This window comes from Bacillus cereus group sp. BfR-BA-01381, from assembly GCF_022663555.1.
GTDB lineage: Bacteria > Bacillota > Bacilli > Bacillales > Bacillaceae_G > Bacillus_A > Bacillus_A pacificus.
This window is the reverse complement of record NZ_JAKUFR010000069.1, coordinates 1-16,047: the sequence shown is the minus strand read 5'-3', so window position 1 is coordinate 16,047 and position 16,047 is coordinate 1. Positions and strand designations below refer to the sequence as shown.

Sequence of the window (16,047 nt, the reverse complement as noted above, 5' to 3'; positions counted from 1 at the left end):
TCTATTCAGTTATATCTAATTTGAATTTCAAACTCGCTATTATATTTTTGTACTCTCTTTCATCTTTCATCGGAGTGAAAACTGGATTCTCTGCAATACTTTGTAACATGCTTCGCTTTATAATCTCTTCATTTCTAACTGTTTTAGCGCCGAGTGGAAATTCTGCAAACCATCCATCAATCGCATCAAAATAAGAATCTCCATGTAAGTGTAGACTATTTACTGTGAAGCTTGCCGCACAAACTGCTACATATTTACGTAACATTTCTAATGCCTTTTCAAAATTCCCTTGCATACAATATACTTGTGCAGCAGCATAGTATACTTTTAAAGTCATATTGGGATGTAATGTTTCTATTTCATATATATCTATTAACATAAAAGCTCTATTTAAAATTACCTCTACCTTTTCAGCGCTTGAGGCATTTACTACTACATAATTCGGTATTGTCGCAACAAGTTGTATTAAATGTTGATACATACTAATTTGCATTATTTCATTTGCTTTTTCATTATTTCCAAGCATTTGATACGCCTGTGCAATTAAATCCTCCTCTGGAACGTTAGGACGTATCGTTTCGCCAAGCAATTGCAATACTTCATTCGCTTTATTGAGTATAAGATAGCAAGTCGCTTGAAACGATACCGCCTCTTTCACAAGAGAAACATCGTTACTTTCTTCTTGCACTCTGCTAAAGAGATGCATTGCCTCTTCTAACATTTCAATTCTTTTATCCGTATCCTCTGTTAACATATGGTGATTAATAAAAAGTAGTCCCATTTGAAGTAATAACGGAAAACAAGAATAATATTTTTTGATGATTCCTCTGCACTCTATCATTACTTCATCAAACGGTCTTTCACTAAAAGCTTCCGCTAGTCTATGATATAAATTCCTAATACCTTCCGGTTCCATTTGCGGTGTATAACAGATTAGTTCATCTATACTTACATTAAAGTACGATGCTAACAGTGGTAAAAATGTAATATCCGGATAACTCTGCCCTGTCTCCCACTTAGAAACAGATGCCTTCGTAATACCGATATAAGCCGCTAACTCTTCCTGTGTAATTCCCTTTTCTTTTCTCTTATCCGCAATTATTTTATGAATGTTTATCTCCTTCACACCATCACCTCATACTTTTATTATATGTTCTTTTTTCACACAAAATATAGATTTAAAGTCGACTTTCGTTAACAAAATCAACTGTTAGGAAACATCTCTCTAAAATGAAAGGCAGGAACATATTTGATATGCTCCTGCCTTTTTATTGTGGGGTACTGATACTAGCCATCTAGTTAAGATTTTGAAGCGCTTCAAAATCAAAAATTTCATCTCACCACAGTTTTCTATGGGAATCCAGTGAACGGCTTATTTACATAATTATCGTTATTGGAAGTTATTTTAAACTTCTCCTGATTGGAGAGATTCAATTCTTTTCTAAAAAGGCATCCACTTATTCGTTATGTGTTTTATACTTGTTTTCCTTGCTCTTGTAAACTTCCAAAAAGCTAAAAATAGTATGAGGAACGGTATTCCTTGAATGAAGAGAAATCCTCCTAAAAAATAAAGTACACGACTAACTAGAGGAGGAGCTGTTGCCGAATCACCCGCAACATAAGCTCCATAATTAGCCACCACACCTGCATAATCAGCTATCCCGCCTATAAAAAAAGCCACTGGACTTATGAGTAGGTTTATCCCTAAACAGACTATTATCAATGATAGGTTTTTAGCCTTAATTTTTGATGAACTAGACAAGAAAAATAAGAATATTGCAGTGCCGAATATAAGAAACAGTAATACATAATAAATTCCCATAATATCCCTCCAAGACTTTAATTGTACCATCAATAAGGGCAATTTTGGATGAATATGATATTCGTATATAGTTAACATAACGTCCTATTATCAGTAGCAAGGATAAAGGAGAAATCCGACTCTCACAAGGGAACCTCCTTTTTTCGATCTATGGATCTATGCATTTTTTATACATTCCTATTGTGGCGCGGTTTTAGGTTTCTCGTTATTTACTGGATTAGCAAAAAAACTGTATAAAATCTTGCATGCTCTTAGCATAGTTTTTTTCAAACATACTGGCATTTCTTAAACTTTCATTAAAACACTCTCCCTTCCTTTGTCTATCTTTGTGAGTAACTCTTCTTGTTTATTTAAAGTCCTCCCCCCAAAGCCAAACAAATGATTCAGTTTATCCAGTATGTAAATAAAAAGGACAATTAGCCCCATAATGGACTAACTATCCTATAAATTATTATCTAAATTAAATAAAATTAGAACTTCTTTTCCTATGTATCATTATTTCGTTATCTCACCAAACTGCGCTCTCGTCACTTTCGCCAAGTCATCCACTTTAAGTTCAATTTGCATACCTATTTTCCCACCACTTACAATGATTGTTTCAAGTGATTGAGCACTCGCATCAATACATGTAGAAAATAACTTCTTCATTCCGACTGGTGAACAACCACCGCGAATGTATCCTGACACTTTCGTAATATCTTTTACAGGAATCATTTCAATTTTCTTTTCACTTACTGCTTTTGCGGCAGCTTTTAAATTTAGTTCCTCATCCACCGGAATAATAAACACATGATAATTTTTACTATTCCCTTGAGCGATTAACGTTTTATATACTTCTCTCACTTCTCGTCCAATTTTCTCGGCTACTGATACGCCATCAATTTTCCCATCGTCTGGATCATATGACATCATCGAATATTCAATTTTTTCTTTATCTAATATTCGCATCGCATTTGTTTTATCTTTTTTCATAACGTTCTCCTTAAAAGGTTATTTCATATTATTAAGTTTTATTATACACCCTTTTCCATTTCTCCTACATAACTTCACGTATTTTTCAAAACTAAAAATATTGATAATTCAAAAATCATCTGATATAATTTGGAAAAACTTATGTTAAGGAGAGATTTGTCATGCGAAATGTTAATACTTCTTTCCAACTTCATCATCATACGTAACGCCGTGTATCCGAAGAAAAATTTTTCTTCGTGGGTACAGGGCTTTTCCTGTTGACCCACGAAGCGTTCATAAAGCTATGTGGGTATTTTTATACCTGCATAGCTTTTTTTAATTTAAAAAAGGAGTGATTAAGATGGAAATGAGAAATGTAAAAGGAACGAAAGACTATTTACCAGAGGAACAAGTACTACGAAATAAAATTAAAAGAGCGTGCGAAGACACGTTTGAACGATACGGATGTAAACCGTTAGAAACACCAACGTTAAATATGTATGAGCTTATGTCTTACAAGTACGGCGGTGGTGAGGAAATATTAAAAGAAATGTATACACTTCAAGATCAAGGAAAACGCGATCTTGCCTTACGTTACGATTTGACAATTCCATTCGCAAAAGTCGTTGCAATGAATCCGAACATCCGCCTCCCTTTTAAACGGTATGAAATTGGAAAAGTATTTCGAGATGGGCCAATTAAACAAGGAAGATTTCGTGAGTTTATACAATGTGACGTTGATATAGTCGGTGTAGAATCTGTCATGGCAGAAGCGGAACTTATGAGCATGGCGTTTGAACTGTTCCGAACGTTAAACTTAGAAGTAACGATCCAATATAATAACCGAAAATTGTTAAACGGTATTCTCGAATCTATTAACATCCCTACTGAACGAACGAGTGACGTCATTTTATCATTAGACAAAATCGAAAAGATTGGGATAGATGGTGTACGAAAAGATGTATTAGAGCGCGGAATTTCTGAAGAAATGGCTGATACGATATGTAATACTGTTTTATCTTGTCTAAAGCTTACAATTGCTGACTTTAAAGAAACTTTCAATACTCCACTCGTTGCCGAAGGAGTAAACGAATTACAACAATTACAGCAATATTTAATCGCTCTCGGAATAAATGAAAATGCTATATTTAATCCGTTTTTAGCACGAGGACTTACAATGTACACAGGTACCGTGTATGAAATCTTTTTAAAAGATGGATCGATTACATCCAGCATCGGTAGCGGCGGTCGATACGATAATATTATCGGAGCATTCCGTGGTGATAACATGAGCTATCCAACAGTAGGCATTTCATTCGGTTTAGACGTTATTTATACAGCACTATCGCAGAAAGAAACACTATCATCTACAGCGGATGTTTTTATCATCCCACTCGGAACAGAGTTACAATGCTTGCAAATTGCTCAGCAATTACGTTCTACCACTTCCTTAAAAATCGAACTTGAACTAGCAGGACGCAAATTAAAACGTGCTCTGAATTATGCCAATAAAGAGAATATCCCTTATGTGCTTATTATTGGGGAAGAAGAACTTAGTACAGAAACCGCTATGCTACGGAATATGAAGGAAGGTAGTGAGGTGAAGGTTTCACTTTCTTCTTTAAAAGACAATACACTAAATAAGTATTTTAATACATCTACTACGTTATGATTGTGAATTGTTTTCAAAATGTAAATGTTATAATAAAAAACTCCATTAAAAATAATGGAGTTTTTTCGCACAATTTAATTTTGTTTAAATATAAATGTCTGTTTATATTTTCTTTCCGCTTCACAGTCTTTTTGTCCATTTTCCAACGCTCTAGAAGGCTTTTCTTGCCAAGTTATAATAACTTCAAGTTCATTAGACTGAACGGATATAGGAAAATTCGCATGATTAAAAGCAACTTCTTTACTTAACACATGATCTTTTTTAGAAGTGAAAAGTTCATACTTCGTTTGAGAATCTGGTTCATTTCGAAACACTTCAACGGTTACATGATAAGCGTCCTTCCCAATATCTTGAACCTCGAAACCATACGTATCAAAAACATCCTTTTTAGATGTAACTAAACCAGTTTTTTTATCAGGTTGCTTAATTTCTATTTTCCATCGATCTGACGTTTGAGAAATCGGTAAATGCTTTGGAGAAAAAGCATGAACAGTGAAAGAACTTCCAATTACGAAACAAAATATGCATAAGAACGAAAAAAGCATTTTTTGCATTATGATAACCTCCATTGTTTTAAGTTTTGAATTACTGTTCCCTAAAAGCAATGGATATATTATCCCTTAAACGAAAAGTACCTTCATCCCTTTATAGAATCTCGTATACAAGCTTTTAAACAACTGAGATTAACTTAATAATCTAGTCAAATATTTTTCACTTACTGTCTGATCAATGTGGATAACGTCCCTTCCTCTTTTTGAGTTGGTTTTTCTATTTTATAGATAACCAATAATTAGTTAACATAAAAAAATTATATTCTACTAAAATCTAAAAATATATAATATCCAATCACCTATTATTTTTGGTAATATATAGATATTGATTATTTTAGGAGGATTCACTTTGAAAACCTACATCCAAGCACTAAAGTGGACTACAGGGATCTATCATCTTTTATTACTTCCTTGTTATTATTTATTTCTAAGTCACGTTAACCTATATGGGATACCTTTACTTCTATTGATTGTGTTACATATCACTACTATTTTATTAGCTAAAAAAGTAGACATGAATACGTACCCTCATTATATCGGCATTATCGTTACTCTAGTTGCCTTCTTTCCTTATATAGTAATCGTTCTACATATTATAGCAGCCATTTTCCTTTTATTAGATGCGGCTTCTATGAATGCAAAAGAAGTGTATAATTCATAACAGGATAAAATGAAACTTTAATCAGTAGAGTTTTGAAGTCAGTTAGCAAATTGCAAAATTTACATAATAACGTTATTGCTAACACCCAAAAAGGATTTACTTTTTAAGTAAATCCTTTTTCAAATTCCCCTCCTTACTCCAGACCAATAAAAGAATATTCTGTTTAACTTTTATAAATTTCTAAATATTTATAAAGTATTCAAATTAACATACATTTTAGTTATGTAAAAAACTAAGTGTAAAGGAGATGAATTCATGCTAAAAAAATTGATAGTAGGTGCAGTAGTAGCCATTTCATCATTAACTGTAGGGTTAGGATCAGTATCAGCTAGTACCGAAAAGGATTATTCGATTACCTCTTTTGAATATGTAACTGTAGATGAAAAAACTGTCGATGCGTTTAACAAATTTGGTGCTCCGTCAAAGGAAGACGTAAAAATAACGTTAGTTCTACCGAAACAAAATCAAAATGGAGACTGGTTATCTTATGGATTTTCGAGCAAAGAAAGTTTAGAGTCTTTTATTGAAAAAGATAAACAAAGATTGAATCATACAATCACTCCCCTTGGGGTTGGCGGGAGCGGAGCTAATAGTACAGACTTCTATGAACATGCAAATAAAGGTGGCGAGTATTTTTCTCTTAGTAGTGGTTTTAAAAATTTGCCTCCTAGTTGGCAAAATAGAATTTCTTCTGTAAGTACAGCGTCCCCTACTGCTAGCTATTCAACAACGCTATGGGAACATACTTCAACTGAAGGATATGGAAAAGGTGTTGTTTTTAAACACGCTGATTGGTATGGAAAAACTGTAAACTTGAATGACTTCGCAATTTCAGCAGTTGATGTTAAAAAGTAAAAAACATGAAAATAAAAGGTGGCTTCACATATGGAAAACACCTTTTATTTCTACAACTCTTAACTATTATTTTTCGTATTCCTACTCTCCAAAACTCTCTCCATATTATGAGTTGCCCATTCCATCATTAATAGAATCATTGGACGAAGCGATTCACCAAGCTCGGTTAACGAATATTCTACTTTCGGGGGGACTTCACGGTACACTTCACGATGTATAATACCATCTGCTTCAAGTTCTCTTAGCTGCAGTGTTAACATTCTTTGCGTGATATTAGGTTTTAATCTTTTTAATTCATTAAACCTCTTTGTACCATCTAATAAATGATACAAAATAACCCCTTTCCATTTCCCACCAATAACCTCAACCATAGCTTCAACTGGACAAGAATATTTATTTAGAAATGGGTAATTCACATTATTTTCGTTTGAACAATCCATAAAAAATCCCTTCCCTTAACATTAGTATCTTTTTTGATACTATACCACATAAATGTGCGTACTTGTGTCTATGTTACTTTAAAAATATAATTTACTTACAAAATAAATGAATGGAAAGAGGAACTTTTATGACAAATACAAACCAATTTACAAAAGAAAAAATTATGGAGGCTTTTCATTTCAGACATGCATGTAAAGAGTTCGATCCTATGCAAAAAATTTCAGAAGAGGATTTTAATTTCATTTTAGAAACAGGCAGATTATCTCCTTCTTCTTTCGGATATGAACCTTGGAAGTTTGTTATCGTACAAAATAAAGAAGTAAGAGAAAAACTACAACCATATTCATGGGGTGCTGGTGGGCAACTCGCAACAGCTAGTCACTTTGTCATTGTTCTTTCAAGAAACATGAAAGATATGCATTATGATGCAGATTATATTAAACATATGATGAACGATATTATTGGATTGCCTGAAGACGCGCAAAAAATTAGATACGAATTCTTCAAAAAGTTCCAGGAGTCAGATTTTAACTTATTACAATCCGAGCGTGCTGTATTTGATTGGGCATCTAAGCAAACTTATATTGCTTTAGGTAATATGATGACGAGCGCAGCTCAAATCGGGATTGATTCTTGTCCAATAGAAGGATTTGATAAAGAGAAAGTAGATTCTTTACTTCGTCAAGAAGGCATTATCAATGGAGATAACTTTGAAGTATCTGTTATGGTTGCCTTTGGTTACCGTAAAGAAGAGCCAAAACGTGATAAAACAAGACAGACTATGGATGAAATTGTTGAATGGATTGAATAAGATAACATGCGCTCCTTATAGCTGTATACTCATACGAAAAAAGTAGAATTTCATTTCTCTTATGTATGAAATTGGTTTTTCATGGAAAGATATATTAGTATGTATGCAGTTGAAACACTCTATTTATTAGAGTTGGACAGGAGGAGAATGAATATGTCTGATATTGAAGTTGGCGAAGTGTTTACTCTTAGTGATGAGAATAACGAAGAGCAAGAAGTAGAAGTACTTGGAGCGATGGATGTCGAAGGCGCAGAATATATTGCCGTTGCCTTTGTGGAGGATATCCAAACAGAAACTGAGGAAGACATTGATATTTTCTTTTTAAAAGTAGAAGAAGATAATGAATTCTCATACATTGAGAATGATGAAGAGTTTGAAAAAGTATCTGCTGCGTTTGAAAAGATTTTGGATGAGCAAGAGCAAGAAGAATAGGAATGAAACAGACGAGGGCGGATGCATATCCGCCCTCTTTTTTATTCATCACTCATCCAAAGACTTATGTAGCAATTCCAGTACATCTTTCATCACAAAAGGAACGTCTTTTTTCACATGCTCAGCGAATTCAGAAACGAGACGTAATGTTTTTACACTTTCAATCGGATGCTCGCCTGACGCACTTTCGGCAGAAAGCATAACAGCATTCGTTCCGTCGAGCACAGCTTGAAACACATCGGTCACCTCAGCCCTTGTTGGAATAGAATGCTCTACCATGGATTGCAGCATTTGTGTCGCTGTAATAACATATGTATTCGTTCGATTACATTCCCGAATCATCATTTTCTGCAAAAGCGGGATAAACTGGAACGGCAACTCTACTCCTAAATCGCCCCTTGCAATCATAATTCCATCTGCTTCTTTACATATATCTTGAAAATTTTCAATCGCTTCCATCGTTTCTATTTTGGCAATTAAATTAGGTGATGTTTCTTTATACTGTTGTATGAAATCTCGTATTTCTTTTATATGGCTAGGTTTTCTTACGAAAGAACATGCGATAAAATCAACACCCTCTTCTAAAAGAAACTGAATGTCTTTTTTATCTTTCTCTGTAATAGCTGGTAAACGAACGATTGCGCCTGGTAAGTTCACCCCTTTATGAGATGAGATATTACCACCTGCTTTGACCTTTGTTTCTATTTTATCCGTACTTACCTTCTCAACGATTAACTCAACTTCACCATCATTCATTAAAATTCTACTTCCGACTTTCACATCATTCGCGATCCCTTCATAATCAACACTTGCTTCCGTACTACTCCCTGTAACTGGTTGCGTATGTAAAATAAAAGAACCTCCCGCCTGAAGCGTAATTTGTTCTCCTTTTATTTCACCTAACCTTATTTTAGGACCTTGTACATCGCCTAAAATTTTAATAGAATCGTCTAACGATTTGACTAAACGAATAATATCTTTATGACTTTCATGCGTGCCATGTGATAAATTTAGCCGAACAATTTTCATACCATTGCTTATTAACTGCGCTAACGTTTCTTTCTTATTGCTTGCTGGCCCAATTGTACAAATTCGATCGATTGTCATTTTTATCACCATCCTTTTTCGTTAGGATTCCCATAAACTTTCATTACACTCTCAACATAAAAAAGCCTACTCCCACAAGTAGGCTTTTGAAACTACGAAAGTTTCGTTAATAACTGATTTAAATCTTTTTTCGTTTTCGTCGTTAATGACTTCATTTTAGTAATATCTATCTTTTCTTTCTCCGCTCCTACAATTAACGGATACATACTTTGTCCAATTGTTTTAGATTCAGCTGGGTGTGATGTTTCTAACTCTTTCTCAATTACATCCCACTTTGCATTAATTTGTTTTCCAAGTTTATTTACTGTTTCTAATTTCGGATTAGCAGCTAATTGCTTGTCTAAGCTATCAATTAATGCAGCAACTTCTTTTACATTTGTTTTCACCGCTACGTTTTTCTTCGGATCTTTCGTTGTTTTTCCGTCTGAGTTTGTACTTGTACTTTGATCTGTTGTTTTCCCGCTAGTCGTTTGATCATTCGTCTTTCCTGTCGTCTCTTTTTCTTTTGTTTTTACATTCTCATTTTGAGTTGACGTTTTACCGTTACTTTCTGTTCCTGATGATTCTTTCGTATTTTTTGCATCTTTATCTGTTTTTTCATTTGAAGAAGTATTTGTTTCTTTTTCAGTATCTTTCGTTGTTTTTGACGCTTCATCTGCACTTGTCGTTTTTGATTCTCCTTCATTTTGCGCTGTTACTTGCTCTTTCTTTTCTGTTTCTTTATCTGCTGACGGACTACAAGCTGCCATAGTAAGCATTGTACCAATTGTTATCGATGCGATAGCGACCTTTTTCATTTTCATATAAATCCCCCTATGTTTACGTAATTTATCCTCCCCTTTACGATTCGATTTCCCCTTAAAAAATCCCTTTTCATACGAATTATCATTTTTCCGACAGTAATCTTCATAATAATACGTACAAAAACCGATAAAACAATTTAAATATTCGAGTTTCTTCTACTTCATTTTTCTTCTCTTTACTAAAAGAAAAAGAGTATATTGTCATATAAAGAATTACGATCCTCATATGACGATATACTCTTCTATCAAATTTTTCTCTTTCTTGACATTTTATTTATACAAAAAAATAAAATTTTCTTTCGTTTTTTTGTTTCTCAACAATTGTTAACATAATATATTTATGAGTAACCACCATTCGAATGAATAATTTGCCCTGTAATCCATTTTGCTTCTTCACTGACTAAAAAAGAAATTAAGCGTGCTGCATCCACCGGTTCTCCTACTTTACCTTGTGGAAACTTCCATACTAAATGATGATTCAGCTCCTCTGTAATCCATCCTGTATTCGTTGGTCCTGGATCAACAGCATTCACTGTAATCCCCTTCTCCATCGCAACTGGTGCTACTGATTTTGTAAATGCTTCAATTGCTCCTTTCGTCGCTACGTATGCTAGTTCATCAGGCATTGGCCCGAGTGACTGCCCTGAAGTAAGATTAATAATACTGCCACTCGCCTTGCTTGCATAATGTTTTATAAATAATGAACTTAATAACATAGTAGCGCGAACATTTACTGTATAATGTTTATCTAACTGCTCTACATTTAATTCTTCGATTCTCGTATGAGTAGCATACGCTGCATTATTAATTAAAATAGATGGATCACCTAACCGTTCTGATACCATATAAAACAAACGGTTTGGCGAATATGACTGCGATAAATTGATTTCTGCCATTTCACAGCGAACACCTAAACTTTCAATCTCCTCTTTCAACAAAAAGGGCTCTTTTTCATGCATTCCCCACGGCATCGCTTTATCATACTGAGACCAGTACGTGAAAAAAATGTCTATTCCTTTTTGAGCAAGCACCTTGCATACAGCTGCACCAATTCCATTCAGACGAGTTGCCCCTGTTACAATTGCTATTTTCTTCACCTTTTCTCCTCCACCTATGGATAAATCCTCTGCACGAATACAGAGGATCTATCTTTTTATTCAATATTTGACAATATACGTTCTGCACCTAATTTTAAAATTTTAATAAAGATATAATTTACAATTGTAAACATTACAAATAAAACGATAAACATAACCCACAGTCCCACTTGAAGGAAGAAGTATAATAGACTTACTCCCGCTACAATAACTAAAGCTATTAAAATATTAGCTAAAAAATTCCACAAAGTTGTATAGCGACTCTTAAATAATTTCTGCTCTGTATCCCAATGTATATCTGCAGTTTGTGCATCCCAGCGTGTGCCGATTAAATTAATTAACAATAAACCGTTCGCACTTAATAAGAACCAAAGAACCATAAATACTGGAGAAATTCCCGCTACAACTGCCATCGTAATACCGAACACTGCTAAAATAATTACATTAATTAACCAAGCAGTGATCGCTTTCGCAAAAAAGATATCCGAAGCTTTTACTGGTAAATAACGATTCACAAACCAAGAGCTTCCATCACGTGAGAATGAAGTTGTTGCGATGACGTTACTTCCCATTAAAAATAGAGAGGCACAAAGGCCAACACCAATTGCAAGTCCTGCTGATTTTGGATTATCAATATATCCCATGATCCATTTTAAATTCCCATCTTGCACGAATAAAATGAAGAACAACATAATCGGCATAACGAAAGTTTGTACGATACAATTTAAGAAAAATTGTGGTGTACGGAATAACGTTTTAAATTCTTTTTTCACATATGCTTTCAAATGTGAACTTTGTACCGTAGATTTCTGTAAGCCTTCTGCTGAAATGACTTCTTTTTTTGCTGTACTCGTTGAAAGTCCAATAACCCCTTTTAAATATGTACGCTCTGCAATGTAATAAAACAACACAAAAAATACAAATGAAATAACTGCAAAGATTATTACGTATAAAGGACCCTTCCAATTTGCATTTTCTACTAATGCTACTGCTCCAAAATATGTAGTTGGAAAATAGTTTGTCATTTGTACTAAAAGAGAAGATTGGTTGTTTGCAAGGTAATCCGCAATTGCATCTTCAGAAAACGAACTTTTATTTTTCCACTGCAAAAATACGTTAATTCCTACAATAAATAGTATACTTACGATTCCAATAAATATATTTCCTCGGTCTTTATTTTTCCCTATATTTGTATACCTCATAATAACTGTCATGAGTAATGAAGCTAATACTAACGGCACAATTGGGAAGAGTAAGTAAATGAAAATCATATATATGTAATATGTAATAAATGCGCCACTTTTTAAACCGTATGTAATGAAGATTGATAATAAAATAAATGAACTCATTACATATTGTGTAATTAATACGGTTAAAAATTTGGCTGAAATAATTTGCGCTGGTTTTAACGGTAATGGTAATAACATTTCAATGTCATTGCTGTAGTAAAATACAGTTAAAATGTTCGTAATACTCATTAAAAATACCCATATACTCGCAATCGCAAGTCCCATTGCGATAATCATTCCTGGATCTTGCCCTAAATGTATCATTCCCTCATACATTGCATGCGTGATAGAACCAAACAGTAAAAATCCGACAAATAAAATAGCCGCAAATGAAAATACATACGCCCATCGCTTCTTCTTATCTGTTATAAAATCTGCATAATTTAATTTCAATAATACTTTCGTTAACGTCCAAATTTTACTCATTGCCCGTCATCTCCAAGAACATTTTTTCAAGTGATTCATTGGATTTAAAATGATCTCTCATTTCATCTAAATTCCCTTTGAACTGCAAATTCCCCTTATTAATAATCGCGACGCGGTCACATAATTTTTCTGCCACTTCTAATACGTGTGTAGAGAAGAATACAATCTTTCCTTTATCCGCATGTTCTCTCATCATTTCTTTTAAAATATATGCAGATTTCGGATCCAGCCCCGTTAACGGTTCATCTAAAATCCATACATCTGGCTCATGCACGAGCACACCAATAATAACAATCTTTTGTCTCATACCGTGCGAGTAACTTTGTATTTGATCCGATAACGCATTGTAAAGATCAAATTTCTTCGCTAAAGACTCGATTCGTTCTTGGCGTACTTCTTTCGGCACTTCATACATATCTGCCATAAAGTTTAAATATTCAATTCCCTTTAATCGTAAAAACATATCTGGACTATCTGGGACATAACCAAACGTCCTTTTCGCTTCCATCGGATTTTTCATAATATCTATACCATTAATCGTAATCGTCCCTTTGTCCACCCCATGGATACCAGTAATCATCTTAATTGTCGTTGATTTACCGGCACCATTCGGTCCTAAAAATCCAAAGATTTCTCCGCTAGGCACAGATAAACTTAAATCTTTTACTGCATAGGTAGAACCATTATAACTTTTTGACACATTCGTAATCTCAATCATTCCATCCAATCCTTTCCTTAATTACCAAATAACTATATCAACATTATAGCATACTTCTATTTTCAGATTTTTGTATTTTTCAGTTTTTTAACCTTTAAAATAAATATACAAACCTAATCCAACGATTAAAACGACAGCTAGTATAATATAAATCATCGTAAGCCTTCTAATATTCCCCTTTGTCGCTTTACTATAATTTGCATCACCATTTCGCCCAATTAACACCGTCGCGACTACAGTAATCACTACAAGTAATACAACGACCATGATCCAAGTTAGCATACCTTCCTCCCCCTCCTTACAACCATTTTACAATATTATCCTCTTTATTTCGCAGTATATTTCCTCTTTTTACTATTATTATGAAGTAAACTGGAAAACTATTATTACCATTTCTATCCATATGTGATATATTTATAACGTAACGTGATTTATTTCTAACATTGAAAGGAGAATCTATCATGAAAACAACTTGGATAAAATATTTAGGGTTTCTCGGTTTCTTCGGTTTCCTCGGCTTTTTTTATGAAAAAGGATTGTTTACTATGTTTTGTTTCTTCTCCTTTTTCACAACGTATAGAACGGTTCAACACGATGAACTATTTGAACAAATCGTCAATAAATCGTGCCGTAATGCTTTTATCGTTACATTACTAACTACTGCTATCATTCTGTTTATTGAAATGTTATTTCCAAACCCAGTACTACAAGAGATTGATATCGCCCTTATTTTCAGCACACTCATTCTTACGTTCGGGTTCTCTATGTTCTTTTACGATAAACCTGTTGACGAAATGGAAGATGCACCATGGCGTTCGTAACGAAAATAAAAGAATATCGCGCTAAATTGAACATGACACAAGAAGATTTAGCAAAGAGCGTTGGTGTACGTCGTGAAACAATTAGCCACCTTGAAAAAGGAAAATACAACCCTTCCTTGCAGCTTGCTCACGATATAGCGAAGGCACTTCAAAGTACGATTGATGAGATTTTTATTTTTGAGGATGAATAAAGTGAAACTTTAATCAGTGGGGGTTTTCTTCTCCCCACTGATTATTAGTTGAACCAATCGGACTTTTATTGGCAGCCCGACCCCCACCTAAATTCTTTGCTTTCGCTGCATTTTGAGGTGGGGGGGCTTACTGCCCATTAAAGTGGGATAAAAAATACCGGCATTCTTTTCACAAAGAATACCGGTATTTTTCATTTATACAACTATCACCCATACAAAACCGCATGAAATACGCCCAACAGTAAATATTGGTCTTCTATATAATCTTCATCGTATACATTCATCTCGATGTGATACATATCTTCCTCAAGACGAATATTCCAATCTGCGATTACATAGCCCTTTCGTAATAACTTTCCCATCCCAAAAGTAGTTTTATGAACAACAAATTCTTCCGCCTTATATGTAAAGGTAAATAAGAAATTTGCATCTAATAACTTTCCGTCACATACAAGTATTTCATGCTCTACATCATGATTATCTTTGTACGTTACTAAAATCCTTCTTTGGCGCTGCCTACTTACATCCTTTGCAACAACGCGAATATTGTCCTTACTATCCTTTATTTCATAAATGATATTACTACCGACTTTCGGAATAAAGTCTAGCACTTTCATCAACGTATTTTTATAATAGCCCCGTACTGCGCCTACTCTTTCGCTTTCATTATAAACCTCTATTGACGTCGTATCCGCCTTACTATCACATAATCGTTTGTAAGAAAGCTGCATCATTCGCTCTCCTCTTAAGTACTGATCAAACGTCACAGGATATTCTATTGCACGCAGTTCTTTATTTAACTCATATAAATAGCGTTGAACACTCTCCACTAATGTTGTAGTAGAGATACTCTCCGGAAGCTCAAATTGTTGCCAGCTGGAAGAAACTCTCCACTGATTGTCCTCTTCATAAGAGAAACTAAGAATGATCTCTTCACGGTCAGGCGTTTCATAATTCATATGTACGTTCTGCCCGTGTTGCACTTGCTCCATCCACTGTCCTAAATAAATGCCGAGCTCTGCGACTTTCATGCATGACTTCTGAAAAAGTGTGCTGTCACCTACGCGAATCGTTACATCCCCTTCGATATAGCCCTTTGAATAGGCATCATACCGTGGTTCATCCTTTTGCGGGATATTCTTGTCTAACTCAAATAAAAACGTTAACATCCTTCACTCACCTCTAGTTGTTACACCGATCGTACCTATAAAATGAACGCAACTCAAATTATATCGACGATTTTTCCAATATATCTACCGTAACTTAAAATATATCAACGATTTTTTCGATATATCGACGATTCGACAAAGAATATCGACTTATCAACAAATATCGACACGATTAAAATGAAACTACCTTTTCTTCCGCCACTTCTACAAGTTCTAAAATTTGCAGCAGG

At 34.4% G+C, this 16,047-nt stretch carries 19 protein-coding genes; 7 read left to right on the top strand and 12 right to left on the bottom strand.

Annotated features, from left to right (window positions below; all coding sequences use genetic code 11):
• Position 1: 1 nt before the first annotated feature.
• The 3 genes from MR079_RS20720 to ybaK form a co-directional block, all read right to left on the bottom strand.
• Positions 2-1,126: a helix-turn-helix domain-containing protein gene (locus MR079_RS20720; protein ID WP_242294543.1), complete on the bottom strand. Its 1,125-nt coding sequence runs from the start codon at positions 1,124-1,126 to the stop codon at positions 2-4.
• A gap of 315 nt (positions 1,127-1,441) precedes the next feature.
• A complete protein-coding gene (locus MR079_RS20715) occupies positions 1,442-1,822 on the bottom strand; it encodes a hypothetical protein (RefSeq protein ID WP_242294542.1) in 381 nt (126 codons plus the stop codon).
• A gap of 495 nt (positions 1,823-2,317) precedes the next feature.
• Positions 2,318-2,794, bottom strand: coding sequence for a Cys-tRNA(Pro) deacylase (gene ybaK / locus MR079_RS20710; protein ID WP_242294541.1), 477 nt, complete (start codon positions 2,792-2,794; stop codon positions 2,318-2,320).
• Between the two features lie 340 nt (positions 2,795-3,134).
• Here ybaK and MR079_RS20705 point away from each other — a divergent pair, with 340 nt between their 5' ends.
• Positions 3,135-4,445 carry a histidine--tRNA ligase gene (locus MR079_RS20705; protein WP_242294540.1) on the top strand — a complete coding sequence of 437 codons (1,311 nt, stop codon included), beginning with the start codon at positions 3,135-3,137 and terminating at the stop codon, positions 4,443-4,445.
• A gap of 74 nt (positions 4,446-4,519) precedes the next feature.
• Here MR079_RS20705 and MR079_RS20700 read toward each other — a convergent pair whose 3' ends face one another.
• Positions 4,520-4,999: a hypothetical protein gene (locus MR079_RS20700; RefSeq protein ID WP_242294539.1), complete on the bottom strand. Its 480-nt coding sequence runs from the start codon at positions 4,997-4,999 to the stop codon at positions 4,520-4,522.
• Positions 5,000-5,345: 346 nt separating this feature from the next.
• On the opposite strand from MR079_RS20700, the gene MR079_RS20695 reads away from it, so the two are divergent.
• Together MR079_RS20695 and MR079_RS20690 are read left to right on the top strand one after the other, a co-directional pair.
• Positions 5,346-5,657, top strand: a complete 312-nt coding sequence (locus tag MR079_RS20695; RefSeq protein ID WP_242294538.1) for a hypothetical protein — start codon at positions 5,346-5,348, stop codon at positions 5,655-5,657.
• 255 nt (positions 5,658-5,912) lie between these two features.
• The gene (locus tag MR079_RS20690) at positions 5,913-6,512 is read left to right on the top strand and encodes a hypothetical protein (RefSeq protein WP_242294537.1); all 600 of its coding nucleotides are present in this window, start codon (positions 5,913-5,915) and stop codon (positions 6,510-6,512) included.
• Positions 6,513-6,571: 59 nt separating this feature from the next.
• Here the strand turns inward: MR079_RS20690 and MR079_RS20685 are convergent, their stop codons facing one another.
• Complete coding sequence (locus MR079_RS20685; protein WP_242268777.1) at positions 6,572-6,952, bottom strand: winged helix-turn-helix transcriptional regulator; 381 nt, start codon at positions 6,950-6,952, stop codon at positions 6,572-6,574.
• A gap of 128 nt (positions 6,953-7,080) precedes the next feature.
• Between MR079_RS20685 and MR079_RS20680 the strand changes: the two genes are divergently transcribed.
• Together MR079_RS20680 and MR079_RS20675 are read left to right on the top strand one after the other, a co-directional pair.
• Positions 7,081-7,764 carry an NAD(P)H-dependent oxidoreductase gene (locus MR079_RS20680; protein ID WP_242294536.1) on the top strand — a complete coding sequence of 228 codons (684 nt, stop codon included), beginning with the start codon at positions 7,081-7,083 and terminating at the stop codon, positions 7,762-7,764.
• A 147-nt stretch (positions 7,765-7,911) separates the two neighbouring features.
• Positions 7,912-8,196, top strand: a complete 285-nt coding sequence (locus tag MR079_RS20675) for a DUF1292 domain-containing protein (protein ID WP_073569360.1) — start codon at positions 7,912-7,914, stop codon at positions 8,194-8,196.
• A 48-nt stretch (positions 8,197-8,244) separates the two neighbouring features.
• Here the strand turns inward: MR079_RS20675 and MR079_RS20670 are convergent, their stop codons facing one another.
• From MR079_RS20670 to MR079_RS20645, 6 genes are all read right to left on the bottom strand, one after another.
• The gene (locus MR079_RS20670; protein ID WP_242294535.1) at positions 8,245-9,303 is read right to left on the bottom strand and encodes a pyruvate kinase; all 1,059 of its coding nucleotides are present in this window, start codon (positions 9,301-9,303) and stop codon (positions 8,245-8,247) included.
• 92 nt (positions 9,304-9,395) lie between these two features.
• The gene (locus MR079_RS20665; protein WP_113741955.1) at positions 9,396-10,106 is read right to left on the bottom strand and encodes a hypothetical protein; all 711 of its coding nucleotides are present in this window, start codon (positions 10,104-10,106) and stop codon (positions 9,396-9,398) included.
• A gap of 338 nt (positions 10,107-10,444) precedes the next feature.
• Positions 10,445-11,203 carry an SDR family oxidoreductase gene (locus tag MR079_RS20660; RefSeq protein WP_242294534.1) on the bottom strand — a complete coding sequence of 253 codons (759 nt, stop codon included), beginning with the start codon at positions 11,201-11,203 and terminating at the stop codon, positions 10,445-10,447.
• Positions 11,204-11,259: 56 nt separating this feature from the next.
• Positions 11,260-12,918, bottom strand: coding sequence for a putative ABC transporter permease subunit (locus MR079_RS20655; RefSeq protein ID WP_242294533.1), 1,659 nt, complete (start codon positions 12,916-12,918; stop codon positions 11,260-11,262).
• Positions 12,911-13,636, bottom strand: coding sequence for an ABC transporter ATP-binding protein (locus MR079_RS20650; RefSeq protein WP_000570195.1), 726 nt, complete (start codon positions 13,634-13,636; stop codon positions 12,911-12,913). Before MR079_RS20650 ends, MR079_RS20655 begins: the two co-directional genes overlap by 8 nt.
• A gap of 87 nt (positions 13,637-13,723) precedes the next feature.
• A complete protein-coding gene (locus MR079_RS20645; RefSeq protein ID WP_000958870.1) occupies positions 13,724-13,918 on the bottom strand; it encodes a hypothetical protein in 195 nt (64 codons plus the stop codon).
• 179 nt (positions 13,919-14,097) lie between these two features.
• On the opposite strand from MR079_RS20645, the gene MR079_RS20640 reads away from it, so the two are divergent.
• On the top strand, positions 14,098-14,457 hold the full coding sequence (locus MR079_RS20640; RefSeq protein WP_016718075.1) for a DUF3796 domain-containing protein: 360 nt from the start codon (positions 14,098-14,100) through the stop codon (positions 14,455-14,457).
• Positions 14,445-14,648: a helix-turn-helix transcriptional regulator gene (locus MR079_RS20635; protein ID WP_242294532.1), complete on the top strand. Its 204-nt coding sequence runs from the start codon at positions 14,445-14,447 to the stop codon at positions 14,646-14,648. Before MR079_RS20640 ends, MR079_RS20635 begins: the two co-directional genes overlap by 13 nt.
• 206 nt (positions 14,649-14,854) lie before the next feature.
• On the opposite strand, the gene MR079_RS20630 is transcribed toward MR079_RS20635, so the two are convergent.
• Positions 14,855-15,817: a tubby C-terminal domain-like protein gene (locus tag MR079_RS20630; RefSeq protein WP_242294531.1), complete on the bottom strand. Its 963-nt coding sequence runs from the start codon at positions 15,815-15,817 to the stop codon at positions 14,855-14,857.
• Positions 15,818-16,047: the final 230 nt, after the last annotated feature.

Excerpts from the sequence above, each read along its gene's own strand:
- MR079_RS20715 (WP_242294542.1), bottom strand. The coding sequence starts at position 1,822 with ATGGGAATTTATTATGTATTACTGTTTCTTATATTCGGCACTGCAATA.
- ybaK (WP_242294541.1), bottom strand. The coding sequence starts at position 2,794 with ATGAAAAAAGATAAAACAAATGCGATGCGAATATTAGATAAAGAAAAA.
- MR079_RS20705 (WP_242294540.1), top strand. The coding sequence starts at position 3,135 with ATGGAAATGAGAAATGTAAAAGGAACGAAAGACTATTTACCAGAGGAA.
- MR079_RS20700 (WP_242294539.1), bottom strand. The coding sequence starts at position 4,999 with ATGCAAAAAATGCTTTTTTCGTTCTTATGCATATTTTGTTTCGTAATT.
- MR079_RS20690 (WP_242294537.1), top strand. The coding sequence starts at position 5,913 with ATGCTAAAAAAATTGATAGTAGGTGCAGTAGTAGCCATTTCATCATTA.
- MR079_RS20685 (WP_242268777.1), bottom strand. The coding sequence starts at position 6,952 with ATGGATTGTTCAAACGAAAATAATGTGAATTACCCATTTCTAAATAAA.
- MR079_RS20680 (WP_242294536.1), top strand. The coding sequence starts at position 7,081 with ATGACAAATACAAACCAATTTACAAAAGAAAAAATTATGGAGGCTTTT.
- MR079_RS20675 (WP_073569360.1), top strand. The coding sequence starts at position 7,912 with ATGAATATGTCTGATATTGAAGTTGGCGAAGTGTTTACTCTTAGTGAT.
- MR079_RS20670 (WP_242294535.1), bottom strand. The coding sequence starts at position 9,303 with ATGACAATCGATCGAATTTGTACAATTGGGCCAGCAAGCAATAAGAAA.
- MR079_RS20665 (WP_113741955.1), bottom strand. The coding sequence starts at position 10,106 with ATGAAAATGAAAAAGGTCGCTATCGCATCGATAACAATTGGTACAATG.
- MR079_RS20655 (WP_242294533.1), bottom strand. The coding sequence starts at position 12,918 with ATGAGTAAAATTTGGACGTTAACGAAAGTATTATTGAAATTAAATTAT.
- MR079_RS20650 (WP_000570195.1), bottom strand. The coding sequence starts at position 13,636 with ATGATTGAGATTACGAATGTGTCAAAAAGTTATAATGGTTCTACCTAT.
- MR079_RS20645 (WP_000958870.1), bottom strand. The coding sequence starts at position 13,918 with ATGCTAACTTGGATCATGGTCGTTGTATTACTTGTAGTGATTACTGTA.
- MR079_RS20640 (WP_016718075.1), top strand. The coding sequence starts at position 14,098 with ATGAAAACAACTTGGATAAAATATTTAGGGTTTCTCGGTTTCTTCGGT.
- MR079_RS20635 (WP_242294532.1), top strand. The coding sequence starts at position 14,445 with ATGGCGTTCGTAACGAAAATAAAAGAATATCGCGCTAAATTGAACATG.
- MR079_RS20630 (WP_242294531.1), bottom strand. The coding sequence starts at position 15,817 with ATGTTAACGTTTTTATTTGAGTTAGACAAGAATATCCCGCAAAAGGAT.